Source organism: Streptomyces sp. AgN23 (genome assembly GCF_001598115.1).
Classification (GTDB): Bacteria; Actinomycetota; Actinomycetes; order Streptomycetales; family Streptomycetaceae; genus Streptomyces; species Streptomyces antimycoticus.
In genome coordinates this window covers 9,542,463-9,569,355 of the sequence record NZ_CP007153.1, presented here as the reverse complement: position 1 = coordinate 9,569,355, position 26,893 = coordinate 9,542,463, and the positions used below count along the sequence as shown (strand labels likewise).

At 71.8% G+C, this 26,893-nt stretch carries 10 protein-coding genes; 8 read left to right on the top strand and 2 right to left on the bottom strand.

Features of this window, described 5'->3' with window-relative positions; genetic code table 11:
• From AS97_RS41160 to AS97_RS41130, 7 genes are all read left to right on the top strand, one after another.
• A complete protein-coding gene (locus AS97_RS41160) occupies positions 1-6,612 on the top strand; it encodes a type I polyketide synthase (protein ID WP_210566682.1) in 6,612 nt (2,203 codons plus the stop codon).
• A 152-nt stretch (positions 6,613-6,764) separates the two neighbouring features.
• The gene (locus AS97_RS41155) at positions 6,765-12,584 is read left to right on the top strand and encodes a type I polyketide synthase (protein WP_210566681.1); all 5,820 of its coding nucleotides are present in this window, start codon (positions 6,765-6,767) and stop codon (positions 12,582-12,584) included.
• Entirely contained in the window at positions 12,581-13,018 is a 438-nt protein-coding gene (locus tag AS97_RS41150) for a nuclear transport factor 2 family protein (protein WP_059149500.1), read from the top strand. The genes AS97_RS41155 and AS97_RS41150 overlap by 4 nt, the downstream gene beginning before the upstream one ends.
• Positions 13,019-13,053: 35 nt before the next feature.
• Complete coding sequence (locus tag AS97_RS41145; protein ID WP_059149499.1) at positions 13,054-13,521, top strand: nuclear transport factor 2 family protein; 468 nt, start codon at positions 13,054-13,056, stop codon at positions 13,519-13,521.
• 35 nt (positions 13,522-13,556) lie between these two features.
• Complete coding sequence (locus AS97_RS41140; protein WP_210566680.1) at positions 13,557-14,987, top strand: FAD-dependent oxidoreductase; 1,431 nt, start codon at positions 13,557-13,559, stop codon at positions 14,985-14,987.
• Positions 14,984-18,928 carry an SDR family NAD(P)-dependent oxidoreductase gene (locus AS97_RS41135; RefSeq protein WP_210566679.1) on the top strand — a complete coding sequence of 1,315 codons (3,945 nt, stop codon included), beginning with the start codon at positions 14,984-14,986 and terminating at the stop codon, positions 18,926-18,928. The genes AS97_RS41140 and AS97_RS41135 overlap by 4 nt, the downstream gene beginning before the upstream one ends.
• A gap of 35 nt (positions 18,929-18,963) precedes the next feature.
• Complete coding sequence (locus AS97_RS41130; RefSeq protein ID WP_210566678.1) at positions 18,964-19,371, top strand: acyl carrier protein; 408 nt, start codon at positions 18,964-18,966, stop codon at positions 19,369-19,371.
• A 93-nt stretch (positions 19,372-19,464) separates the two neighbouring features.
• Here the strand turns inward: AS97_RS41130 and AS97_RS41125 are convergent, their stop codons facing one another.
• Positions 19,465-20,724 (bottom strand): cytochrome P450, encoded by a 1,260-nt coding sequence (locus tag AS97_RS41125; RefSeq protein WP_210566677.1) that lies wholly within the window; start codon positions 20,722-20,724, stop codon positions 19,465-19,467.
• A 172-nt stretch (positions 20,725-20,896) separates the two neighbouring features.
• Here AS97_RS41125 and AS97_RS41120 point away from each other — a divergent pair, with 172 nt between their 5' ends.
• A complete protein-coding gene (locus AS97_RS41120; RefSeq protein WP_210566676.1) occupies positions 20,897-21,763 on the top strand; it encodes an alpha/beta hydrolase in 867 nt (288 codons plus the stop codon).
• A gap of 126 nt (positions 21,764-21,889) precedes the next feature.
• On the opposite strand, the gene AS97_RS41115 is transcribed toward AS97_RS41120, so the two are convergent.
• Positions 21,890-26,878 carry a type I polyketide synthase gene (locus tag AS97_RS41115; protein WP_210566675.1) on the bottom strand — a complete coding sequence of 1,663 codons (4,989 nt, stop codon included), beginning with the start codon at positions 26,876-26,878 and terminating at the stop codon, positions 21,890-21,892.
• Between the last annotated feature and the right edge of the window lie 15 nt (positions 26,879-26,893).

Here is a 26,893-nt window from a genome sequence, read left to right as displayed (position 1 = left end):
ATGTCGAACGAAGAGAAGCTGCTCGACCACCTCAAGTGGGTGACGGCCGAGTTGCGCCAGACCCGTGAGCGTCTGCGCGAGGCCGAGTCCGAGGATCCGGAGCCCATCGCGATCGTGGGCATGGCCTGCCGCTATCCGGGTGGGGTGCGGTCGCCGGAGGAGCTGTGGCGGCTGGTGCGGGACGGGGAGGACGCCGTCTCCGGCTTTCCCACGGACCGGGGATGGGGCACCGAGGAGCTGTTCGACCCGGATCCCGAAAGCTATGGGAAGTCCTATGTGGACCAGGGCGGATTCTGCTACGACGCGACCGAATTCGACGCGGCCTTCTTCGACATCAGCCCCCGCGAGGCCCAGGCCATGGACCCCCAGCAGCGGCTGCTGCTGGAGACCGCGTGGGAGGCGTTCGAGCGCGCCGGGCTCAATCGGGATTCGCTGAGCGGCAGTAACACCGGGGTGTTCGCCGGGGTGGGTTCGCATGACTATCTGTCGGTCATCGGCAACATCACCAGCGAGGTGGAGGGCTACGTCGGCGCCGGGAACCTCGGCAGTGTGGTGTCCGGCCGGGTGGCGTACTCGCTCGGCCTCGAGGGTCCGGCGGTCACGGTGGACACCGCGTGTTCCTCGTCGCTGGTCGCCATCCACCTGGCCACTCAGGCGCTGCGCCACGGCGAATGCGATCTGGCCCTGGCCGGCGGGGTGGCCGTGATGGCAACGCCCGGCGCGTTCATCGAGTTCTCCCGGCAGCGTGGCATGGCCCCGGACGGCCGGTGCAAGCCGTTCGCGGCGGCCGCCGACGGCACCGGATGGGGCGAGGGCGCCGGGTTGATCGTCCTGGAGCGCCTGTGCGAGGCGCAGCGACGCAACCGCCGTATTCTCGGGGTGATCCGGGGTTCGGCAGTCAACCAGGACGGCGCCAGCAACGGCCTCACCGCACCGAACGGGCCCTCGCAGCAACGGGTGATCCGGCAGGCGCTGGCCAATGCGCAGGTGTCCGCCGCCGAGGTGGACGCGGTCGACGGACACGGCACCGGGACCACGCTCGGCGATCCGATCGAGGCGCAGGCGCTGCTGGCCACGTACGGACAGGGCAGGCCGGAGGACGGGCCGCTGTGGCTCGGCTCCGTCAAGTCCAACATCGGGCACACCCAGGCCGCCGCCGGTGCGGCCAGTGTGATCAAGATGGTGATGGCGCTGCGACATGAGCTGCTGCCCGCCTCGCTGCACATCGACGAGCCGACGCCCCACGCCGACTGGGCGTCGGGTGCGGTGCGGCTGCTGACCGAGCCGGTTCCCTGGCCGCGTGGCGAGCGTCCGCGCCGGGCCGGTGTGTCCGCGTTCGGCATCTCCGGTACGAATGCTCATCTGATCCTTGAGCAGGCTCCCGAACCGGCCGAGGCCAGCCCCGCACCGGATACCCCGCGGGACGGTGTTTCGGCGGGTGGTGTGGTGCCGTGGGTGATCTCCGGGCGTGGCCGTGAAGCGTTGCGCGGCCAGGCGACAGCGCTGGCCGAACGAGTGACCGCCGACCCCGAACTCACCCCCGAGCAGGTCGGCTGGTCGCTGATCAACACGAGGTCCGTCTTCGACCACCGCGCCGTCATCATCGGCCAACACCGTGACGAACTCCTGGCCGGACTCAACGCCCTGGCCAACGGCGACACACACCCCACCCTCATCGAACCCGACACCACCGCGACCACCGGCAGCCTGGGCCCCGTGCTGGTCTTTCCCGGCCAGGGCTCACAGTGGCTCGGCATGGGCGCCGGACTCCTCGACACCTCACCCCCCTTCGCCACCCGCATCGCCGAATGCGAACAAGCCCTCGCACCCCACGTGGACTGGTCCCTCACCGACATCCTGCGCAGCGGCATCAACGCCGCCGACCTCGCCCGCGTCGACGTCGTCCAACCCGTCCTATGGGCCGTCATGGTCTCCCTCGCCGCCGTATGGGACCACCACGGCCTCACCCCCGCCGCCGTCGTCGGACACAGCCAAGGCGAAATCGCCGCCGCCTGCGTCGCCGGAGCCCTCTCCCTCGACGAAGGCGCCCGCATCGTCGCCCTCCGCGCCCACGCCCTCCGCCGCCTCGCCGGCCACGGCGCCATGGCCTCCCTCACCATCAACCACCACCAGGCGAAAGAGTTCCTCACCGACCTCGGCCAACCCGCCGAGGAGGTGGGCATCGCCGCCGTCAACGGCCCCGGATCCGTCGTCGTAACCGGACCGCCGGAACAGATCGCCCACGCCGTGGCCGCATGCGAACAGACGGGACACCGAGCCCGACTCATCGACGTGGACTACGCCTCCCACAGCGCCCAAGTAGACCAGATCGCCCAGGAGTTGAGGGAGGTACTGTCCGGGATTGAACCCGTCCAGGCGGAGGTGGCGTTCTACTCGACCGTCACCGGCACCCGCATGGACACCAGCGGACTCGACACCGACTACTGGGTCACCAACCTCCGCGAACAAGTACGCTTCGCCGACGCCCTACAAGCACTCCTCGCCGACGGCCACCGCGTATTCATCGAAACCAGCACCCACCCCGTCCTCACCATCGGCATGCAGGAGACCTTCGAGGAAGCCGGTGTGCCCGCTGCCGCGGTGCCGACCCTGCGACGGGACCACGGCGACCACGCACAGCTGATGCGATCGGTGGCGCAGGCGTTCACCGCCGGGGTCGCCGTCGACTGGACCCGCTGGTTCCGCACCGACCCCGCGCCCCGCGTCATTGACCTGCCCACCTACGCCTTCCAGCGTGAGCGGTACTGGCTGGACGGGCGGGGTGGCCACAGCGGCGACCCGGGCGACCTCGGGCTGGGGCCCGCCGGTCATCCGCTGCTCGGCGCCGCCGTGGAACTCGCGGAGGGCGGCGCCCATGTACTCACCGGTCGGCTCTCGCCGCGGACCCACTCCTGGCTGAACGACCACCGGGTCCTGGACACCGTTCTGCTCCCGGGCACGGCCTTCGCCGAGCTCGCCCTGCACGCCGCCGCGCGGACCGGGTGTGACCAGGTGTCGGAGCTGACCCTGCACGCGCCGCTGGTGATTCCGCAGGGTGAGGCGGTCGATGTACAGATCGCCGTGGCCGCTCCCGATCACACCGGGGAGCGTCCGATCACGGTGCATTCCCGGCCGGCGAACGACGCGAACGACGCGGGCGACGCGGGCGATGCGACCTGGACCCGGCATGCCACCGGCGCGCTCGCCGCCTCGTCCGCGGCCGACTCCCCGGCCCTGGAAGGCGCCTGGCCGCCTCCCGGGGCCACGCCGCTCCCCGTCGAGGACTTCTACCGGCAGCTCGCCGACCACGGCTATCACTACGGACCGTCCTTCCAGGGCCTCACCGCCGCCTGGCGGCTGGACGGCGACGTCTACGCCGAGGTGTCCCTGCCCGAAGGGGAGCGCGACGGCGCGGCCGCGTACGGCATCCATCCCGCCCTCTTCGACGCCGCGCTCCACGCCCGGGCCCTGGACGTCACCCCCGGTTCCGAGGAGGCGCACCGGATCCTGCTCCCGTTCACCTGGAGCGGTCTGCGGCTGCGCGCCACCGGGGCGGACACCCTGCGGATTCGCATCACCCCGACGGCACCGGACCGGCTCGCCCTGTTCGCGGCCGATCCGACCGGGGCCGCGGTGGCTGTCGTGGACGATCTGATCCTGCGCCCGGTGCCGGACGGGCAGCTGGGGCGCGCCCGTTTGGCGGGCAGGAACGCGCTGTTCCAGGTCGCCTGGACGCGGATGGCACCGGCCGAGGGCGCCCCCACCTGCCGTTCGACCGTGATCGGACCGGACGGCGGCCTCCTGGCCGATGCGCTGCCCGACGCCACGGGCCTTCCGGATCCCGCCGCCGTGCGGGCGGCCGTTGCGGACGGTGTCCCGGCCCCCGATGTGGTGTTCGCCTTCTTCGGCTCTCCCGACAATGGGCCGGGCGATCCGGTCGAGCGCACCCATGACCTCGGCAAACAGGCCCTCGGGGTGCTGCGGGAGTTCCTCGCCGCCCCCGAACTCGCCGACGCCCGGCTGGCGGTGGTCACCCGTGGGGCGGTGGCCCGGCAGAGCCATGACGATGTCCACGATCTGCCCGCCTCGGCCGTGTGGGGTCTGGTGCGCAGCGCCCAGTCGGAGAACCCGGGCCGGGTCCTGCTGCTCGACCTCGATGAACGGGACGCCTCGCTACGCGCCTTGGCCACCGCCGCGGCCTCCGGCGAGCCCCAACTGGCGCTGCGCGACGGTGTGGCGTACGTCCCCCGGCTGGTCCACGACGACGCGGCCAAGCGGCTCACCCCGCCGGAGGGGTCGGCCGCGTGGCGTCTGGGGCTGACCGGCCACGGCAGCCTGGACCAGCTCGCGCTGGTCGACTGCCCGGACAACACCCGGCCGCTGGGCCGTGGCGAGGTCCGGGTGGCGCTGCGGGCGGGCGGGGTGAACTTCCATGACGTGGTCGTGGCGCTGGGCATGGTGGAGGATCCCAGGCCGCTGGGTGGCGACGGTGCGGGCGTGGTCGTCGAGGTGGGTCCGGACACTGACGCGTTCGCGGTGGGCGACCGGGTGATGGGGCTGTTCAACGGCACCGGGCCGCTGGTCGTCACCGACGTCCGGATGATCACCAGGATCCCGGCGGGGTGGTCGTACGCCCAGGCGGCGACCACACCGTCCGCGTTTCTCACGGCCTACTACGGTCTCGCCGATCTCGCGGAGCTGCGGGCCGGGGAGAAGCTGCTGTTGCACGCGGCCACCGGAGGGGTGGGCCTGGCGGCCGTGCAGCTGGCACGCCACTGGCGGGCCGAGGTGTTTGCCACGGCAGGCCCCGCCAAGTGGCATGCCCTGCGGGAGCGCGGATTCGACAACCGTCACATCGCCTCCTCTCGCACTCTCGACTTCGAGGAGGGGTTCCGCACCGCCGCGGGTTCCATCGATGTGGTGCTCAATTCGCTGGCCGGTGACTTCGTGGACGCGTCCCTGCGGCTGCTGACGCCCGGTGGTCGCTTCATCGACATGGGCCGGACCGACGTCCGCGACCCCGAGGAGGTGGGCGCCCGCTATCGGGGGGTGGTCTACCGCGCGTTCGACCTGGTCGGCGGCGCGGGCCCGGACCGTATCCAGCGGATGCTGGCCGAGTTGTCGGCCCTGTTCGAGGACGGGACGCTGCGGCCGTTGCCCACCACCCTGTGGGACATCCGCCGGGCTCCCGAGGCGTTCCGCTACTTCAGCCAGGCGCGCCATATCGGCAAGATCGTGCTGACGCTCCCCACCGCCCTCGACCCGGACGGCACGGTGCTCATCACCGGTGGCACAGGCACCCTCGGTGCCGCCACCGCCCGCCATCTGGTGGCCCAGCACGGCGTACGGCGGCTGCTGCTGATCAGCCGCCGGGGCCTGGACGCCCCGGGCGCCACGGAGCTGGCGGCCGAGCTGACCGGGCTCGGCGCGCGGGTCACCATCGCGGCGTGTGACGCGGCCGACCGGGCCGCCCTGGCCATGCTGCTGGAGACGGTTCCCGAGCGCCATCCGCTCACCGCCGTCGTCCACGCCGCCGGGCTGCTGCGCGATGCCACGGTCGAGGCACTCACGTCCGATCAGCTCGATGAGGTGTTGTGGGCCAAGGCCGACGCGGCGTGGAATCTGCACGACCTCACCCGCGACGCGGGGCTGTCGGCGTTCGTGTTGTTCTCCGCGGCCGCCGGGCTGCTGGGCGCCGCGGGACAGGGCAACTACGCGGCGGCCAACGCCTTCCTGGACGCCCTCGCCGCACACCGTCATGCCCAGGGCCTGCCCGCCACCTCCCTGGCCTGGGGATACTGGGCGCAGGCCACCGGGATGACCGGAGGGATGACCGACGCCGACCGGGCGCGGCTGGCGCGGGCCGGGATGGTGGGTCTGGAGACCGAACAGGGTCTCGCACTCCTCGACATCGCCCTCGACAGCGGCCTTCCGGCCCTGGCGCCCATCCAGCTCGATCTGGCCACCCTGCGGCGTGGGGCCCACACCGACGATCTGCCGCCCCTCTTCAAGGGCCTGGTGCGCGGCGCCACCCCGCAGGCGGCCACCGGAGCCGCCGGCCCGGGCGGAGCGGCACCGGCGGAGGCGTTCGCCACTCTGACCGAGGAGGACCGGCAGCAGGCGCTCCTCAAGCTGGTGCGCAACGCCACGGCGACCGTGCTGGGCCATGACACGGCGGATGCCATCCACCCCGCCCAGAACTTCCGAGAGCTGGGCTTCGACTCGCTGACCGCCGTGGAACTGCGGAACCGGCTGGGCGCCGCCACCGGTCTGCGGCTGCCCGCCACGCTGGTCTTCGACCACCCCACGCCCACCGCGGTGGTACGGCTGCTGGGAGAGCTCCTGGTCCCCGCCGGAGTGGCGCCGGGGGCCTCACTTCTCACCGGGCTCGACACCCTCGACGCCGCCTTGACCGGGGGAATCGCCGACCGCGAGCAGCGGGCCCGGATCGCGGTGCGGCTGCGGGAGCTGCTGCGCAAGGTGGACGGCCCGTGGCATGGCGAGGACGGCGACGACCCCGCCGCCGGGGATCTGGCGTCGGCCAGCGACGAGGAGTTGTTCCAGGCGCTCGACAACGAGCTGTCCGTCCCCTCCGACGAGGGTCTCCGATGAACCGCTGAACCAGGACCGCTGAACCAGGACCGCTCAATCAGAACCGCTCAATCAGGACCCCTAACAGGACCGCCGAAATCAGGACCGCTCAATCAGGACCCCTAACAGGACCGCCGAAATCAGGACCGCCGTGACGATCGGGTTGATGCGATATGACGGATGACGAGAAGCTTCGCAGCTATCTCAAGCGGGCGACCGCCGATCTGCGTCTGGCCAGGCGGCAGTTGCGCGAGGTCGAGGACCGCGCCCGGGAGCCCATCGCCATCATCGGGATGGCCTGCCACTTCCCCGGCGATGTGGCGACCCCCGAGGACCTGTGGCGGGTGGTGGACGAGGGCGTGGACGTCATCTCGACGTTTCCCGAGGACCGTGGTTGGGACCTGGAGAACCTCTACGACCCGGATCCCGAGCACGCCGGGACCAGCAGCGCGCGCGAGGGCGGGTTTCTGCACGATGTGGCCGATTTCGACGCCGAGTTCTTCGGGATCAACCCGCGTGAGGCCGCGGCGATGGATCCGCAGCAGCGGCTGCTGCTGGAAACGGCATGGGAGGCGTTCGAGCGCGCGGGGCTGACGCGGGAGGCGCTGAGCGGCAGCGACACCGGGGTGTTCGCCGGGGTGGACTCGTACCACTATCTGTCGCTCATCGGCCAGGGGACCGGCGACTCGGCGGGCTATGTGGCCACCGGGAACCTCGGCAGCGTCGTCTCGGGCCGGGTGTCGTACTCGTTCGGCCTGGAGGGGCCCGCCGTCACGGTGGACACGGCGTGCTCGTCGTCCCTGGTGGCCACGCATCTGGCGGTGCAGGCGCTGCGGCAGGACGAGTGTTCGCTGGCCCTTGCGGGCGGGGTGACGGTGATGGCCACGCCTGGCGGGTTCACCGAGTTCTCCCGTCAGCGCGCGCTGTCCCCGGACGGGCGGTGCAAGGCGTTCGCCGCGGCGGCGGACGGCACGGGCTTCTCCGAGGGCGTCGGGCTGGTGCTGCTGGAGCGGCTGTCCGACGCACGGCGCAACGGGCATCGGGTGCTGGCGGTGATCCGCGGTTCGGCGGTCAACCAGGACGGCGCCAGCAACGGCCTCACGGCGCCGAACGGGCCCTCGCAGCAACGGGTGATCCGGCAGGCGCTCGCCAACGCGGGGCTGTCGCCGTCCGAGGTGGACGCGGTGGAGGCACACGGTACGGGCACGACGCTGGGTGACCCGATCGAGGCGCAGGCGCTGCTGGCCACCTACGGCCAGGACCGGCCGGAGGGACGTCCTCTGTGGCTCGGCTCCGTCAAGTCCAACATCGGGCACACCCAGGCGGCCGCCGGAGTGGCGAGCATCATCAAGATGGTGGAGGCGCTGCGGCACGGGCTGCTGCCCGCCTCGCTGCACATCGACGAGCCGACACCGCACGTGGACTGGGGCGCGGGCGCGGTGCGGCTGCTGACCGAACCGGTCGAGTGGGCGGCGAACGGACGGCCGTGTCGTGCGGGAGTGTCGTCGTTCGGCATCTCCGGTACGAATGCTCATCTGATCCTTGAGCAGGCTCCCGAACCGGCCGAGGCCAGCCCCGCACCGGATACCCCGCGGGACGGTGTTTCGGCGGGTGGTGTGGTGCCGTGGGTGATCTCCGGGCGTGGCCGTGAAGCGTTGCGCGGCCAGGCGACAGCGCTGGCCGAACGAGTGACCGCCGACCCCGAACTCACCCCCGAGCAGGTCGGCTGGTCGCTCATCAACACGAGGTCCGTCTTCGACCACCGCGCCGTCATCATCGGCCAACACCGCGACGAACTCCTGGCCGGACTCAACGCCCTGGCCAACGGCGACACACACCCCACCCTCATCGAACCCGACACCACCGCCACCCCAGGAAGCATCGGACCGGTCCTGGTCTTTCCCGGCCAAGGCTCACAGTGGCTCGGCATGGGCGCCGGACTCCTCAACACCTCACCCCCCTTCGCCACCCGCATCACCGAATGCGAACAAGCCCTCGCACCCCACGTGGACTGGTCCCTCACCGACATCCTGCGCAGCGGCATCAACGCCGCCGACCTCGCCCGCGTCGACGTCGTCCAACCCGTCCTATGGGCCGTCATGGTCTCCCTCGCCGCCGTATGGGACCACCACGGCCTCACCCCCGCCGCCGTCGTCGGACACAGCCAAGGCGAAATCGCCGCCGCCTGCGTCGCCGGAGCCCTCTCCCTCGACGAAGGCGCCCGCATCGTCGCCCTCCGCGCCCACGCCCTCCGCCGCCTCGCCGGCCACGGCGCCATGGCCTCCCTCACCATCAACCACCACCAGGCGAAAGAGTTCCTCACCGACCTCGGCCAACCCGCCGAAGGGGTGGGCATCGCCGCCGTCAACGGCCCCGGATCCGTCGTCGTAACCGGACCGCCGGAACAGATCGCCCACGCCGTGGCCGCATGCGAACAGACGGGACACCGGGCCCGACTCATCGACGTGGACTACGCCTCCCACAGCGCCCAAGTAGACCAGATCGCCGAGGAGTTGCATGAGCGTCTGGCCGGGGTCAAGCCGGTGCCCGGCCACGTGGCGTTCTACTCGACCGTCACCGGAACCCGCATGGACACCAGCGGACTCGACACCGACTACTGGGTCACCAACCTCCGCGAACAAGTACGCTTCGCCGACGCCCTACAAGCACTCCTCGCCGACGGCCACCGCGTATTCATCGAAACCAGCACCCACCCCGTCCTCACCATCGGCATGCAGGAGACCTTCGAGGAAGCGGGGGTCGACGCGGTGACCGTGCCGACCCTGCGGCGCGACCACGGCGGCCCGGACCAGCTGGCGCGGTCGGTGGCGCGGGCGTTCGCCGCCGGGGTCGCCGTCGACTGGACCCGCTGGTTCCGCACCGACCCCGCGCCCCGCGTCATTGACCTGCCCACCTACGCCTTCCAGCGTGAGCGGTACTGGCTGGACGGAGCGGGCGGGCCGGGTGGCGATCCGGCCGATCTGGGTCTGACGTCCGCGGGTCATCCGCTGCTCGGCGCCGCCGTGGAACTCGCCGACGGCACCACCCATGTGCTCACCGGCCGCCTCTCCGCGCGGTCCCACCCGTGGCTCGCCGAGCATGTGGTGGCGGGTGCGGTGCTGGCACCGGGCGCGGTGCTGGTCGAGTGGGCGCTGCGGGCGGCCGACGAGGTCGGCTGTGGCGGGGTGGAGGAGCTCGCGCTGCAGGTTCCGCTGGCGCTGCCCGAGTCCGGTGGACTGCGGGTGCAGGTGGTGGTGGGCGCCGCGGCGGAGGACGGGCGGCGTGAGGTGCGGATGTACTCCCGCCCCGACCGCCCCGACCGCCCCGACCGGCTCGACGGCGCCGACCGCCCCGACGGCCCCGGCCAGGCCCTGGTCCATTCCGGAACGGACGCGGGGTGGGTGTGTCATGCGGTGGGCGTGCTCGCACCCGTCGCCGAGGCCCCCGCACCGGCGGAGGGCCTGGGCGGGGCGTGGCCACCACCGGGCGCCGAGCCGCTGGATGTCGGTGCCTTCTACGAGCAGGTGATGGCGGCGGGTTACGGATACGGCCCGGCGTATCAGGGGCTGAAGGCGGCGTGGCGTCATGGCCGGGATGTCCTCGCCGAGGTGGCGCTGCCCGATGCGGCGGGTGGCCGGGACGGTTTCGGCATCCACCCGGCGCTGCTGGACGCGGCGCTGCATCCGTCGCTGCTGATGGACCGGCCCGAGGGTCAGGAGGACGACGGCCAGGTGTGGTTGCCGTTCGCCTGGAACGGCGTGTCCCTGTGGGCCACCGAGGCGGCCACGGTACGGGTCCGGCTGTCGCGGGACGAGGAGCGGCAGTCGCTGCGGCTGACGGTGGCGGACACGGTGGGCGCTCCGGTGCTCACGGTCGATTCGCTGGTGACCCGTCCGGCCGCGACGGACCGGCTGCGCACGGCCGCGGCCGCCCGTGCCGTGGACGGGCTGTTCACCCTGGACTGGACGCCGCTGCCCGCCGCGGCCACCGCACCGTCCCCGACATCAGTGGTCGGCGAGGGCGGCTGGGTGGTGCTGGGCGAGGACCGGCTGGGGCTGGCGGACCCGGTCGCGGCCGGGGTGGGTCCGGAGGCCACGGTGTGCCATCCGGACCTGGAGGCGCTGATCGCGGCCGTGGACGCGGGTGAGCCCGCCCCTGCCGTCGTCCTGGCCCATCCGTACGCCGCTGAGGACGGCCACGGGGACGGGCTGGGCGCGGTCGAGGAGCTGCTGGGGCTGGTGCAGTCCTGGCTGAGGCGGCCGGCCCTGGCCGATGCGCGACTGGTGGTCGTCACGCGGGGTGCGATGGCGGCGAGCCGTCCGGGCGAACACACCGATGACACCGAGGACTCCGATGGCACCGCGCTGGATCCGTCCGGTGCCGGTGTGTGGGGGCTGATCCGCAGCGCGCAGTCGGAGAACCCGGGCCGGTTCGTACTGCTCGATCTCGATGAGGGACGCGAGGCGGTCGTGGCGGCCGTGGTGCGCGCGATCACGTCGCATGAGCCCCAGGTGGCGGTGCGGGACGGACGGGTGCTGGTGCCCCGTCTGGTCCGCGCGACGGCAGCGACGGCCGCGCGGGGACCGGCCGTCGACGACCAGGACGAGCAGGAGAGGACCCCCGGACTCGCCGCCGATGGCACCGTGCTGATCACGGGTGGCACCGGCACCCTCGGCGCTCTGGTCGCCGAGCACCTGGTGCGCAGTTGGGGGGTCGGGCATCTGCTGCTGGTGAGCCGGAGCGGTCCGGAGGCCGCCGGTGCCGATGAACTCATCGACAGGCTCACGAGGTTGGGCGCCCAGGTGCGGATCGCTGCGGTCGATGTCACCGACCCGGACGCGGTGGCCGGTCTGGTGGCCGGGGTCGATCCCGCGCATCCGCTGACCGGTGTCGTCCACGCGGCCGGGGTGCTGGACGACGCCGTCCTCACCACCCAGACTCCGGAGCGGCTGGCGCGAGTGTGGTGTCCGAAGGCCACGGCCGCGGCTCATCTGCATGCCGCGACCGCGGAGTTGCCACTGTCCCTGTTTGTGATGTTCTCCTCCACGGCGGGCACGCTGGGCGCCTCCGGGCAGTCCAACTACGCCGCGGCGAACGCCTACTGCGACGCCCTGGCAGCCCATCGCCGTGCCCTCGGCCTGCCGGGGGTCTCGGTGGCGTGGGGCCTATGGGCGGACGCCAGCGGGATGACCGGGCATCTGGGGGAGGCGGACCGGGCCAGGATGGCCCGGTCGGGCATCGGGGCGATGTCCGGTGAGCGGGCGCTGGGGCTGCTGGACGCCGCAGTGCGCCACGGCCACCACCATCTGATCGCCATCGATCTGGACATACGCGCCCTGGCGGGGCAGCCGGCGCTCACCCTGCCCGCTCCCCTGCGGGCGCTCACCGGTGGCGGTGCGGCCCGGCGCACCGCGGCCACCGCCCGGCCGCACACCGACTGGGCCGGTCATCTGGCCACGCTGCCACTGGAGGAGCAGCGCCGCACGCTGCTCAGTCTGGTCCTCACCCATGCCGCGGCGGCGCTGGGCCACTCCGACCCCGGGCGGATCCAGACCGAGCGCGGCTTCCTGGAGCTCGGCTTCGACTCGCTGACCGCGATCGAACTGCGGAACAGGCTGACCGCCGTGACCGGGCTACGGCTGGCCACCACCCTGATCTTCGACCATCCGAATCCGGCCGCGCTCGCCGCGCATCTGCATACGGAACTGGCACCCGAGGACGTGGACCCGCTCGCCCCGATGCTGGGCGAAATCGACAGGATGGAAAGCGCGCTGCTTTCCGTGGCGCGGGACGAGGCGGCGCGGGAAGCGCTGCTCAAGCGCCTTCAGAGCACGCTGTCGAAATTGGGCGCCCTGCACGACGGCGGAACGGAGGTAGAGCCTGCGGCCGGCCGTATTCAGGACGCCACGGCCGACGAGATCTTCCAGTTCATCGACCAGGACCTTGGCCGAAGCGACAGCAACGGAGAGCATGCACATGGGGGCACACGGTGATTGATGAGCGGAGCCGGAAGAAGCTCATCCTCGAGCACAGCCGCCGGATGAACGCCGCGGACATCGACGGGCTTCTCGAACTCTACGCGGACGAGGTCATTTTCGAGGATCCGGTCGGATCGGGGCACAGGACCGGGCGGGACGCCCTGCGTGAGCATTTCGAGGAGCTGGCCGCGGCGGGTATCAGCGAGATTCCCGGTGAGCCGGTCGCCGGGCAGGACGGTGTGCATGTCCTGGTACCGGTGACGGCCACCATGAGCTATCTGCCCAAAGGCCCCGGATTCGCCGAGCGCGGCTGGCTGACGGCCCCGGACACGCCGGACAACTCCCGCATCACCTGGGACTACGTCCTGATGATGCGCGCGGGGGCCGGCGGTCTCATTCAGGAACTGCAGATGTTCTGGGGAAGGTCGGACATTGACATCACCGGCTGATCCCCCACGACCCCGGCACCGCGCAGGAGGCGTTCATGGCCGATGAGGCGACCCTCAAGAAGATGGCCCTGGAATACGCGCGGCGGATGAACGCCGGTGATGTCGAGGCCGTATTGGAGCTGTTCTCGGACGACATCGTCTTCGAAGACCCGGTCGGCGCGCCCCCGCTCATCGGAAAGGACGCCCTTCGCGGACATATCGCCTGGTCCATCGAATGCCAGGTGCATGAGACCCCGGGCCGTCCGGTCACCTCGATGGACGGCCGCAGGGTGGCGGTGCCGACCACGGTCACGGTGTACGCACCGGCGAAACTCACCTTCAGCATCATCGGCGTGATCGAACTCGGTGATGACGGCCTGGTCCATCACGCCCAGGCGTTCTGGGGCATCACGGATACGAAAGTGGGCGACGGCCCCGAACTCAGCGGTGTCGCGCATTTCATGGCGGTCACCCAGAACCTCGCCAAGATGGTCCAGGCCAAGGGCAGCCCCAGTCCGATGTAAAAGGCCGTAAGCGGTGAAGGGACGAAAGCAGAACCATGACCGAACCCAAGCACGGAATCGTTCTGGGCGGAGGCTGGGCGGGAATACTGGCCGCCCATGTGCTGGCCCGCCATCTGGAGCGCGTCACCGTCGTGGAGCGCGATGTGCTGCCGGACGGGCCCCGGCACCGTAAGGGGTCGCCGCAGGGACGCCATGTCCATGTGCTGTGGTCCAGCGGTGCGCGCATCGTGGACACACTGCTGCCGGGCATGATCGACCAACTGCTCGACGCGGGCGCCCGCCGGATCGGTTTCCATCAGGACCTGGTGACCTTGACGTCCCACGGCTGGCAACACCGCTTTCCACCGCGGCAGTACGCCCTGATGTGCACCCGCCCGTTCCTGGACTGGAAGGTCCGCGATCGCGTCCTGGCCAACGGGCGGATCACCTTACGTCAGCGCGCCGAGATCCTCGATCTGGTCGGCGACGCCAAACGGGTCACCGGGGTCCGGGTGCGCGACATGGACACCGGTGCGCAGGAAACACTGGAGGCGGATCTGGTGATCGATGCCTCCGGCCGCGGTTCCCGGCTCCGGCACTGGCTGTCGGAGCTGGAGGTGCCGCCGCTCGAGGAGGACATCGTCGACGCGGGCATCGCGTACGCCACCCGCGTCTACCAGGCGCCGCCGGGCGCCGCCACCGGATTCCCCGCCGTCAACGTGGCCGCGGACCACCGGCTGCGCGAGCCGGGCCGGTTCGGGGTGGTGTATCCACAGGAGGACGGCACCTGGATGGTGACCCTGTCGTGCACCCGGGGCGCCGGACTGCCCGCGCACGACGACGACTTCCTGCCCTACGCCCGGACGCTGCGCCATCCGCTGGTCGCCGATCTCATCGACCTCGCGAAGCCGCTGACCTCGGTAGCGGTCTCGCGTGTCGGCGCCAACCGGCGGCTGTATCCGGAGCGTCTGGACATCTGGCCCGAGGGACTGCTGGTGCTCGGCGACGCGCTGGCCGCGTTCAACCCCATCTACGGCCATGGGATGAGCTCCGCGGCTCGTGCGGCCGCCGCGCTGGACACCGAGTTCCAGCGGTCCGGGACCGACGCGGGAGCGACCCGCCGGGCCCAGCACGCGATCAGCGCCACCGTGGACGATCCCTGGATCATGGCCGCGTCCAAGGATGTGGAGTACGTCAACTGCCGGATGAGCACGACGGATCCGCGGCTGTCCGGCGGGGCCGTGGCCCGGCAGCGCTTCTCCGATCTGATCGCCGACCGGTCGATCCGTTCCTCGGCGGTCTGTGATGTGGTGACCGATGTCATCAGCCTGACCGCCCCGCAGTCCGAGCTGGCGTCCAGCCGCTTTCTGTCGCTCATGCACAAGGACCGGGTCCTTCCGGAGCTCACCGAGCCGCCACTGACCGCCGATGAGCTGGCGCTGGTGAACCTGACGCCGCGCAGCACGGTGAGTGCGGGCGGCTCATGAGCAACGAGGAAAAGCTCGTCGACTATCTCAAGTGGACCACGGCCGAGCTCCATGAGACCCGGCAGCGGCTGCGGGAGGTCCAGGCGGAGCTGGCGGAGCCGATCGCCGTCGTGGGCATGGCCTGCCGCTTTCCCGGCGGTGTGCGCACCCCGGCACAGTTGTGGGACCTGGTGGCCGACGAGCGGGACGCCGTCTCCAGTTTCCCCACCGACCGGGGCTGGGACCTGGAGAACCTCTATCACCCCGATCCGGAACACCACGGCACCTCGTACGTCCGGGCCGGTGGCTTCATCTATGACGCGGCCGACTTCGACGCGGAGTTCTTCGACATCGGCGCCCGGGAGGCGGCGGCCATCGAACCGCAGCAGCGGATGCTGCTGGAGCTGGCCTGGGAGGCGACGGAGAGCGCGGGCATCGATCCGCACACCCTGCGGGGCAGCCGGACCGGCGTCTACACCGGGGTGATGTACCACGACTACGCCTCGCGTCTGGACGAGATCCCCGAGGGCCTGCTGGGCCATGTGGGCAACGGCAACGCGGGCAGTGTGTCCTCGGGCCGGGTGGCGTTCACCCTCGGTCTGCAGGGCGCGGCGGTCAGCTTGGACACCGCGTGTTCGTCGTCGCTGGTGGCGATGCATCTGGCGGCCGGATCGCTGCGCCGGGGCGAGTGCACGCTGGCGCTGGCCGGTGGCGCCGCCATCATGTACACCGCGAGCGTTTTCCAAGTGGCCTCCAGCCAGCGTCAGTTGTCCCCCGATGTCCGGTGTCGGTCGTTCGCGGACGCCGCCGACGGCATGGTGTACGGGGAGGGCGCCGGTCTGGTGCTGCTGGAGCGGCTCTCGGACGCACGGCGCAACGGGCATCCAGTGCTGGCCGTGATCCGCGGCTCGGCGATCAACCAGGACGGTGCCAGTACGGGCATGGCCGCTCCCAACGGCCCCGCCCAGCAGCAACTGATCCGCGACGCCCTGGCGGACGCCCGGCTGTCCACGGGGGACGTGGACGCGGTGGAGGCGCACGGCACCGGTACCGCGTTCGGCGACTCCATCGAGCTCCAGGCGCTGCTCGCCACGTACGGCCAGGACCGTCCGGAGGACCGGCCGCTGCTGCTGGGGTCCATCAAGTCGAACCTCGGTCACACGCAGGCCGCCGCCGGAATGGCCGGTGTGATCAAGATGGTGATGGCGATGCGCCGGGGCGTCCTGCCACGTTCGCTCCACATCGACCGGCCGACCCGGCTGGTGCACTGGCGCAAGGGTGCGGTGCGGCTGCTGACCGAGCGGATGGACTGGCCGCGGATGGGCCGGCCGCGGCGGGCCGGGGTGTCCTCGTTCAGCGCCAGCGGCACCAACGCCCATGTGATTCTTGAGGAGTTCACCGAACCGGTGGTGGAGCCCGCTGCCGACGACGGTGGCGCCCGCGATCCGGGGGTGGTGCCGTGGGTGCTGTCCGCTCGGGGCGCGGCGGCGCTGCGCGGCCAGGCCCGTGCGCTGGCCGCGCATACGGCGGCGGCCGGTCCGGTGCTGTCCCCTGCCGATGTCGGATGGTCGCTGGTGACCACACGGTCGGCCTTCGACCACCGGGCGGTCGTGGTCGGCCGGGAACTGGGCGAGCTGAGGGCGGGGCTGACGGCCCTGGCGGCCGGTGAGCCGCATCCCTCGGTGGTGGGGCCCGAGGTGGCCCGTACCGGCGCGGCGGCGGCCTCGGTGGGCGGGGCGGTGTTCGCCTTCGGTGGCGAGGGTGGCTGCCACCTGCCGGGGACGGGTTCCGAGCTGTACGACCGGTTCCCCGTCTTCGCCACCGCCTTCGACGAGGCCGGTGAGCTGCTGGGATTGCGGGGGAACCGCGACGCGTCCTCCCCGGCGGGGCTCTTCGCCCTCTACGTCGCACTGGCCCGGCTGCTGGCCTCGGTGGGGGTGCGCCCCGACGCGGTGGTGGGCTGTGGGGTCGGTGAGATCGCCGCGGCGCACATCGCCGGTGCTCTCGACCTCGCCCACGCCTGCCGCCTGGTCGCCGCCGGCACCGATCCGAGCACGGTGGAGTACGAGCGGCCACCCCTGCCCTCGCTCGATGAGGCCGATGCGGTGTGGGAGTTGGGGCCGGAGGCGATGCTGACCTCCGCCCCGGCGGCGCTGGTGCTGTCGCCCTTCCGGGGCGAGGGGACCGAGTGCGCCGAGGGGTCTGAGAGGTCCGAGGTGCGGAAGCTGATGTGCGGCCTGGCCCGTATGCACACCATGGGCGCCACCGTGGACTGGGCCGCGCTGTTCGACGGCGATCCGGCTCCCCGCACCGTCGCCCTGCCCACCTATGCCTTTCAGCGACAGCGCTTCTGGCTGGAGAACGAGGCCCCGGCGGATGCCGTGTCCCGGGTGGAGACCGTGGCGGACGCCGAGTTCTGGGACGCCGTGGCCCGTACGGACACGGCGGCCCTGACCCGGGCGCTCGAGGTTCCCGCCGACCGACAGGACGTGCTCGCGGAGATCCTGCCCGCCCTGGCCACCTGGCGGCGGCAGCGGGAGTGGCGCTACCGCATCGCCTGGAAGCCACTCGCCGACCCGCCGTCGCCACGGCTGACCGGCACCTGGCTGGTCGTGACGTCCGGCCACAGCGGGCCCGGAGACAGCAGCGGCGACACCATGGTGGCCGCGGTGACCACCGCGCTGCGCGACCATGGCGCCGAGGCCATCGTGTTCGCCCCGGACACCACACCACCGGAGGACGAGGCGGGGGCCCGGCGGATGTCGGAGGCCGTGGCCGGACAGCCGGTCGCCGGGGTGCTCTCTCTGCTGGCAGTGGAGCCCCCGACCGAGGACGGGCGCGGCCCGGCGCTCGCCCCCACCCTCGACGTGTTCGAGACGCTGCGGCGGGCCGGGATCGAGGCCCCGGTGTGGCTGGCCACCTGTGGCGGCGTCGGCGTCGACCGGGGCGATCCGCTGTCCCGTCCGGAGCAGGCCCGGTTCTGGGGCCTGGGCGGTGCGCTGGCGATCGAGCGCCCGCGCTGGTGGGGCGGGCTGGTCGACCTGCCGGAGCGGTTCGACGACCGGGCGGGACGGCGGCTCGCGGCGGTCCTGGCCGGGGCGTACGGCGAAGAGGAGGTGGCCGTACGCGGCGACAGCTGCTTCGCCCGGCGCCTGGTGCGCGACATCCGCACTGCCCTCGCCACCCCTGCCCGACGGCTCCGGGGAACGGTCCTCATCACGGGCGCGCCCACCGCACTGACCGCGCACACCGCCCGCTGGGCGGCCGAGGACGGCGCCGAACACCTGCTGCTGGTCGACACCGCACCACCGGCCGCCGACCTGGTGGCCGAGCTGAGCGCCTCGGGCGTACGGGTCTCCGTGGCCACCGTCGATGTGGCGGATCGGGAGGCGCTCGCCGCGGCGGTCGCCGGCATTCCCGCGGAGTTCCCCCTGACGGCCGTTGTGCATCTCACGGCACCGCTGGCCGCCGAAACGGGGCAGTTGGACGCGGCGCGGATCGAGGACGAGTGGGCGGCGACGGTGGCGGGTGCGGTGAACCTCTGCGCCCTCGGCAGCAGCCATGAGCTGTCGGCCCTGGTGCTCGGGTGCTCGATCGCGGGCGTCCTGCCCAGCCCGGGCCTGGGCAACCAGGCACCGGCCCACGCCTATCTGAGCGCGCTCGCCCAGGAGTGCCGGGCGCGGGGGGTTCCGGCGACCTCGGTGTGCTGGGGTTCGATCGACGACCCCGACACGGCCGTCGGCGCCGCCAAGCAGCTCCGGACCAACGGGATGCCCGCACTGCCCCACCGCTCGGCCGCCGCTCTGCTGCGGCAGGCGGTCATGGCGGACACGGCGTCCGTGGTCATCGCGGACATCGACTGGACCTGGATGACCGCACACGCCTCCGAGCTGGGAACGGATCGGCTCTTCGATGCCCTTTCCGGCCCTTCGGCCACGCCGCATACGCACCACGGTCGGTGATCACGCCGACCGGCCCCAACCAGGCGGGAGTACCGATGAACGCACACACCATCGTCAACAACCACACCCCCGGCGACGCCGGCCCTCAAGGAGACGGATCCGCGATGCAGACGGAGAAGAGCGAGACCGCACTCGATGGGGCGGCGCTGCACCAGGCGCTCGCCATCGCCACGGCCGTGGAGCGCGAGGACATCCTGCGGGAGACCGTGCGGACGCAGCTCGCCGACATCCTGGCACCCGCCGTGGTGGACGACGACAGCAACTTCCTGGAGAACGGCCTCACTTCGCTGACCGCTCTCGAACTCACCCGCAATCTGATGACGCTCACCGACGTGGAGATCCCCCTCGTCGCCATTCTGGAATACCCCACCCCCGCCCAGCTCGGCCACTACCTCGCCGAGGCGTACGCCGCGGTCACCTCCGGTGACGGCGCCTCGGCCTAGTCCGGCCCGTAGGGCACAACGCCGCGCGGGAGGGGGACGAATCCCTCCCGCGCGGCGTTTTCCTGTCGGTGGTGCGCGGCTTCCGCCGGTGTGTCAGAACGCGCAGTCCACGTGCTTGATGGCCTCGACGAAGCTGGCCACCAGCCGCCGCGGCTCCCCCACGGTGCGGATCTCCGGCAGTCGGCTGAACAGCTCACGGAAGAGGACCGTGACCTCCATCCGGGCGAGATGAGCACCCAGGCAGAAGTGCGGGCCGACCGACCCGAAGGTCATATGCGGATTGGGGTCCCGGGTGATGTCGAAACGATACGGGTCGGTGAAGACGTCCTCATCCCGGTTGGCGGACCAGTAGAAGAGCAGCAGTTTGTCGCCCTCCTGGAAGCGGTGGCCGTTCACCTCGCAGTCCCGTTTGACGGTGCGGCGCATCCAGTTGATGGGGGTCGCGACCCGCAGGATCTCCTCGACCGCGCCCGGCGCGTAGGTCTCGAAGTCGGAGAGCAGGAGCTTCCGCTGCTCCGGATGCTCGGTGAGCAGCACCAGACCACGTGAGATCGCGTTACGGGTGGTCTCCATGCCGGCGACGACGAGCAGGATGAAGAAGGAGGAAAGCTCTTCGGGGCTCAGCCGCTCACCGTCGATCTGCGCCTGCACCAGCCGGGTGACCAGATCCCCGGTGGGGTTGCGAGTGCGGTCGGCGGCGAGCCGCGAGATGTAGTCGGCGAGTTCATGTGAGGTCTTCAGCAGGGCGGTGGTGGCCTGGTCGGCCCGGGGAACGTATTCGGGGTCGAAGGTGCCGACGATGACATTGGACCGGTCGTAAATGAACTCGTAGTCATCGCCGGGAATCCCCATCATGCCGCTGAGCACCGCGATCGGCATGATCGCCGCGACGTTCCGGACGAAGTCGCCCGGCCCGTCCACGATGAGGTCGTCGACAATCTTCCGGGCCGCCTTCTGGGACGCCACCTCGAACTCGGCAGCCATTCCCCGGCCGAACGCGCGGGACACCAGGCGGCGCAGCCGCGCATGCTGGGGATTGTCCATATTGATCATCGATCCGAAGAAGCTGTTGAACTCCTCCGGCAGATCGATGATGCTGATCGCGGTGGGCAGCGAGCCGAAGTCCTGCGGACGGCGGCTCACCTCGGCGATATCGGCATGCCTGACCATCGCGTAATAGCCGGACCCACGCCCGAACCCGGGCATGACCGGCTCGCGGAAGAGCACGGGCTCCGGCCGCCGGCGCAGCGCCGCGAAGGCGGCGTCACGGTCGCCGTAGGGCTGGGCCCAGAAGGACAAGTCGGTGAGGTCGATGTTGTCGACCTGGGCGAACCTCGATTCCGGGGGATACACAGCGCCTCACTTCGGCTCGGAGTCTACGGTCGGTAAAAGAGTTGGGTCGGCATGAGAAAATGAATCGCCCGGCGGCCCAGCATCTCGCGCCCCGCTTAAGCCCCGCTAATCTGCGCAGACATCACATCCCCAGCGGTCGAATCGGATTGGGCGGCCCGGCTAGAATTCCGGCATGGATCTTTCCGTGCCCGTAACCGACGATGTGAAATTGCATTTCCGGCACCGGCCGGGAACGGCGTCGCTTCCCTTTCTCCTGGTCCATGGCATGGCCTCCAGCGCCCGGCTGTGGGACGAGGTGGCCGACCATCTGGCCGCCGCGGGCCATGCGGTGTACGCGGTGGATCTGCGCGGCCACGGTGACTCCGACACACCGGAGACCGGCTACGACACCCCGACCGCGGTGGCGGATCTGGTGGCGGCGGCCGCCGCCCTGGGGCTGGACCGGGTGGTGGTGGCCGGTCACTCCTGGGGCGGCAATGTCTCGGTGCGGCTGACCGCCGAGCACCCCGAGCTGGTGGCCGCGCTGGCCCTCGTGGACGGCGGCTGGCTGGAGCCGGCCAAGGCGTTCGCCTCCTGGGACGCGTTCGTCGGAGCCCTGCGGCCCGCGTCCCTGGAGGGCGCCACCGTGCAGAGCGTGAGCGAGTACTTCCGCGCCATCCACCCGGACTGGTCCCCGGCGGCGATCGAGGCCGCGGTGGACACGATGCTGGTGAACCCGGACGGCTCGCTGTCCCGGCGCATGTCCACCGAGCAGCACATGTCGATCCTGCACAGCATCTGGAACGAGCCGCCGAGGCCGTGGTACGCGGCCATCACGGTGCCCACCCTGCTGATGCCCGCCATTCCCAAGGGCGCGGACGGAAAATGGGCGGACCGCATCCGCTCCCGCATCAGGGAGACCACGGCCGATCTGCGCCACGCGACGATGCGGGAATATCTCGACTCCGAGCACGATCTGCACGCCCAGCGTCCGCGGCGGGTGGCCGACGATCTGCTCGACCTGGCCCGCGGCGTCCAGCCGGTCCGCGCCGCTCGCTGACTCCCCGCGGCGCTCGCTGACTGCCCGGGGCGCTCGCTGACCGCCCGTACGCGAACTCCCCGTACGGTCCGCGTACGGGGAGTTCGCGCGCGCGGTGGCCGCGGGCGCGGGGCCCGCGACCACCGGTCAGACTCCGAGTTCGCGGTCGATGAGGGCGAACACCTCGTCGGCGGTGGCCGCTGTCAGATCCTGCTCGTCCGCCGGTCCGTCGGCCTCCTGCGCAGTCGCCGTGTACTTCCACACCAGGGCCTGCAACCGGTTCACCAGACCGGCCCGCCGCGGATCGCCGGTCGGCAGCCCGGCGAGTGCGGCCTCAAGCTCGTCGAGGTGTCCGGACAGCGGATGTGCCGCGGCGCCTGCCTCCCCCGGATCCACCTCGGTCAGCAGATGGCCCGCCAGCGCCCGGGGTGTCGGATAGTCGAAGACCACCGTCGTCGGCAGGCTCAGCCCCGTGGTGGCGCGCAGCCGGTTCCTGAGTTCCACGGCAGCGATGGAGTCGAACCCCAGCTCCTTGAACGGGCGGTCCGGCTCGACCGCCTCCCGCGCCGGATAGTGCAGTACGGCGGCCACATGGGCACGTACCAGCGCCAGCAGCCGCTCGACCCGCTCGTCCTCGGGCAGGGCGGCCAGCTCCCGCCGCAGCGCCGACGCCTCGTCGGTGCCGGTGTCCTCCGCGGATCCCCGCGCGGCCTCGATGGCCTGGCGGGCGGCAGGGATGTCGTCGAAGAGCCTGCTGGGGCGGGCGAGGGTGAACAGCGGCGCGAAGCGCTCCCATTCCACATCGGCGATCGTGGCGCGCGGATCGTCGTGGTCGAGCGCCTGGCGCAGTGCGGTCAGCGCCGGCCGTGGCTCCAGCGGGGACAGGCCCTGCCGCCGGGAGCGCTCGGTGTGCGGAGCCGTCGGCGCGTCCGATGTGTCACCGCCGTACGGCAGATCCCACAGCCCCCACGCGATCGAGACGGTGGACCGGCCCTCGGCCCGGTCGTGCCGGGCCAGCGCGTCGAGGCAGGCGGTGGCGGCCGCGTAGGCGCCGTGGTCCTTGCTGCCCCAGGACGCGGCGACGGTGGAGAAGTAGACCACGGTGTCCTCGGGTCCCATACCGCAGAGTTCGTCCAGGTAGCACCCGGTGTCGTCCAGATGGGCGCGGATCTCCTCGGCCAGCCGCCGCGGGGTGAGTTCCAGCAACGGGGCCAGTTCGCCGGAGGCCGAGGTGTGGATGATGGTCCCGATCCGTCCGTTCTCCTCCGCCACACGCTCGAGGAGGCGTGCGGTGCCTTCCCGGTCGGCGGGCGCGTGGCCGGCAACGGTGAGTCCGGCGCCGAGCGCGTCCAGTTCGGCCTTCAGCTCCAGTTCGGCTTTCAGCTCCACGGCGCCGGAGGCTTCGCCCGGGCACAGCATCACGAGGTGTTCCGCCCCGTCGGCGGCCAGGTGGCGGGCGACGTGGGCGGCGGGTCCGTCGGCGGTTCCGGTGATGAGCACGGTGCCCCGGGGCTTCCAGGTGCGCCGCGGGGCACGGCCGCCGATCGGGTCCGGGACCAGCCGTCGGCCGTACCCACCGGTCGGGCGCAGCGCCGCCTCGTCCTCGCCGCAGGCCCCGGTGAGCACGGCGCGCAGCCGCTCCGCGTCCAGGGTGTCCGGGCTCGCGGGCAGGTCCACCAACCCGCCCCACCGGTCGGGGTGTTCCAGGGCGGCCACCCTGCCCAGCCCCCACAGTTGGGCCTGGTGGGGAGCGTCCAGGGGGTCGGAGTCGTCGATGGCGACCGCGCCGCGGGTGGCACACCACAGGGGGGCGGTGACGGCGGCGTCCACCAGCGCCTGGAGCAGGGTGAGCGTGCCGGTCAGGCCGGGGGCCACGCCGGGCAGCGGTGGCCGCGCGTCGTCGTCCAGGGCCAGCAGCGACAGGACGCCGGTCGGTGGCATCTCCTCGGCCCACCGGAGGCGCAGCAGCTCGGCGAGCTCCTCCCGGTCGGTGTCCTCGGCCAGCTCCAGCCCGTGCGCCTGGCCGCCATCCGCGCCCAGCGCCCGTACGCAGGCGTCCGTCCAGCCGTCGGCGGCGCCCTTCGGGTGCACCACGAGCCAGCAGCCTACGGCGGCGGGGGCGGCGTAGGTGACGGGCCGCCACTCGACGCGGTAGCGCCAGGAGTCCACGGCGGAGCGCTCGCGCCGGCCGCGACGCCATGTCGAGAGCGCGGGGAGCACGGTGCCCAGGGAGGTCCGGTGGCCGGTGTCGTCCGGGAGGCTCAGCGTCTCGGAGAGCGCGCTCAGGTCCTCTCCCTCCACCGCGGCCCAGAACCGGGACTCCTCCTCGTCCGCCGGGGACTCGGTGGCGAAGGACACCGAGTCGGCCAGCCAGTACCGCTCCCGCTGGAAGGCGTAGGTGGGCAGTGTGACCGTGCGCGGGGCGACAGGGCCTGTGGGGTGGAGGGTGGTCCAGTCGACCGCGACGCCCGCCGTGAAGGCCAGCGCGAGAGACTCGATCAGCCGCGCCCGGCCGCCGTGGTCGCGCCGGAGCGTGGGTACGGTGACCGCGTCGGCCCCGGCCTCCTCGAAGCTCTCCTGCATTCCCACGGTCAGTACGGGATGGGTGCTGCTCTCGATGAACACGCGGTGGCCATCGGCCAACAGCGCCTGGACGGTGTCGGCGAACCGCACCGGCTCGCGGAGGTTGGTCACCCAGTACGCGGTGTCCAGCCCGGTGGTGTCGATCCGGCGGGCGGTGACCGTGGAGTAGAACGCCACCTTGGACGCGACCGGCCGGACACCCGCCAGGGCCTCCGCCAGCTCGTCGGCGATCTCGTCCACCTGGGGGCTGTGCGAGGCGTAGTCCACCTCGATCGGCCGCGCCCGGTCGCCCGCTTCCTGACAGGCCGCCACGGCGTGCGCAACCTGCTCGGGCGGTCCGGAAATCACCGTGGAGGAGGGGCCGTTGACGGCCGCCACGCCGACGGCCGCCGCTTGGTCGCCCAAGCCGGCCAGCAGCTTCCCGGCCCGCTCCCGGCTCACTCCGAGGGAGGCCATCGCCCCGCCACCGGCGAGCCGCCGCAACGCCTTGCTGCGCAGCGCCACCACCTTGGCGCCGTCCTCCAGTGACAGGGCCCCGGCCACCACGGCCGCCGCGATCTCGCCCTGGCTGTGCCCGATCACCGCCCCGGGACGTACGCCGTGTCCTGCCCACACCGCGGCGAGCGACACCATCACGGCCCACAGGACGGGCTGCACCACATCGACACGGCCCAGGTCTGCCGCCCCGTCGGCACCGCGCAGCGCATCGGTGAGGGACCAGTCGACGTACGGCGCCAGCGCTTGTTCGCACTCCGCCACGCGGGCCGCGAACACGGGCGAGGCGTCGAGCAGTTCGGCGCCCATACCCGCCCACTGCGAGCCCTGGCCGGGGAACACCAGCACCGGCCCCAGGTCCCCCGCCACGGCGGCGCCACCGTGGTGGACCAGGCCCGGGTGCGTCCCGCCGGTGGCCAGCGCCTCCACAGCCGCCATCAGCTCCTCGCGGGTCTCGCCCACGGCCACGGCCCGGTGGTCGAACACCGATCGGGTGGTGGCCAGCGACCAGCTCACATCGGCGATGGACGGCCCGGGATCGGCGGCCATCCGGCGGGCGAGCGCCGCCGCCTGCCCCCGCAGGGCCTGGGCGCCGCGGGCGGACAACACCCAGGGCACCCCTGCCTCGGCCGCGGGCGTGGCGGGCCCCGGCTGGTCAGAGGGGCTGGGCTCGGGGGCCTGTTCCAGGATCAGATGGGCATTGGTGCCGCTGATCCCGAAGGAGGACACTCCGGCCCTGCGGGGTCGTTCGCCCCTCGGCCACACCACCGGTTCGGTCAGCAGCCGTACGCCGCCGCCTTCCCACTCCACATGAGGGGTCGGTTCGTCGATGTGCAGGGTGGCCGGCAGCGTCTCGTGGTGGAGCGCCATCACCATCTTGATGACACCGGCCACTCCGGCGGCCGCCTGGGCATGGCCGATGTTCGACTTGAGCGATCCCAGCCACAAGGGCCGTTCACCGGGCCGGTCCTGCCCGTAGGTGGCCAGCAGTGCGTGTGCCTCGATCGGATCGCCGAGGGAAGTCCCCGTGCCATGGGCCTCCACCGCGTCGACCTGGTCGGCGGCGAGACGCGCACTGGCCAGCGCCTGACGGATCACCCGTTCCTGCGATACGTCGTTGGGCGCGGTCAGACCGTTGCTGGCACCGTCCTGGTTGATGGCCGAGCCCCGGATCAGTGCCAGCACCCGATGCCCGCTGCGCCGCGCGTCGGAAAGCCGCTCCAGCAACACCAGGCCGACGCCCTCGGAGAAGCCCGTGCCGTCCGCCGCCGAGGCGAAGGACTTGCAGCGGCCGTCCGGGGCCAGCCCGCGCTGCCGGGAGAACTCGGCGAAGGCGGTCGGAGTGGTGAGCGCGGTGACCCCGCCCGCGAGTGCCAGATCGCATTCGCCCTGGCGCAGCGCCTGGCTCGCCAGATGCATCGCCACCAGCGACGACGAACACGCCGTGTCCACCGTCACCGCCGGGCCCTCCAGGCCGAAGGTGTACGCCACCCGGCCGGAGACCACACTGGTGAGGCTGCCGGTGGTGGCATAGCCCTCGAAGCCCTCGGGGACGCGGGGCATCCGGGACATATAGTCCTGGCTGGACACGCCCGCGTACACACCGGTCCGGCTGCCCTTCACCGTCACCGGGTCGACCCCCGCGCGTTCGAACAGCTCCCAGGCCACTTCCAGCAGCAGCCGCTGCTGCGGATCCATCGCCAGGGCCTCGCGCGGGCTGATGCCGAAGAATTCCGCGTCGAAGCGGTCGGCGCCGTCCAGGAAGCCGCCGTGCCGGACATAGCTGGTGCCGGGGTGGTCGGGGTCGGGGTGGTAGAGGCCCTCCAGATCCCAACCCCGGTCGGTGGGGAACGCGGTGATGCCGTCGCCACCGGAGGCCACCAGCTCCCACAGCTCCTCGGGGCAGCCGACACCACCCGGATAACGGCAGGCCATGCTCACGATGGCCACCGGCTCCTGGGATCGCTCCTCCATCTCGCGCAGCCGCTGACGAGCCTGCCCGAGATCCACCGTGACCCGCTTCAGATACTGGCGGAGTTTCTCTTCCGTACCCGACATCAGTCCTCACTCACG

Excerpts from the sequence above, each read along its gene's own strand:
- AS97_RS41160 (WP_210566682.1), top strand. The coding sequence starts at position 1 with ATGTCGAACGAAGAGAAGCTGCTCGACCACCTCAAGTGGGTGACGGCC.
- AS97_RS41155 (WP_210566681.1), top strand. The coding sequence starts at position 6,765 with ATGACGGATGACGAGAAGCTTCGCAGCTATCTCAAGCGGGCGACCGCC.
- AS97_RS41145 (WP_059149499.1), top strand. The coding sequence starts at position 13,054 with ATGGCCGATGAGGCGACCCTCAAGAAGATGGCCCTGGAATACGCGCGG.
- AS97_RS41140 (WP_210566680.1), top strand. The coding sequence starts at position 13,557 with ATGACCGAACCCAAGCACGGAATCGTTCTGGGCGGAGGCTGGGCGGGA.
- AS97_RS41135 (WP_210566679.1), top strand. The coding sequence starts at position 14,984 with ATGAGCAACGAGGAAAAGCTCGTCGACTATCTCAAGTGGACCACGGCC.
- AS97_RS41130 (WP_210566678.1), top strand. The coding sequence starts at position 18,964 with ATGAACGCACACACCATCGTCAACAACCACACCCCCGGCGACGCCGGC.
- AS97_RS41120 (WP_210566676.1), top strand. The coding sequence starts at position 20,897 with ATGGATCTTTCCGTGCCCGTAACCGACGATGTGAAATTGCATTTCCGG.
- AS97_RS41115 (WP_210566675.1), bottom strand. The coding sequence starts at position 26,878 with ATGTCGGGTACGGAAGAGAAACTCCGCCAGTATCTGAAGCGGGTCACG.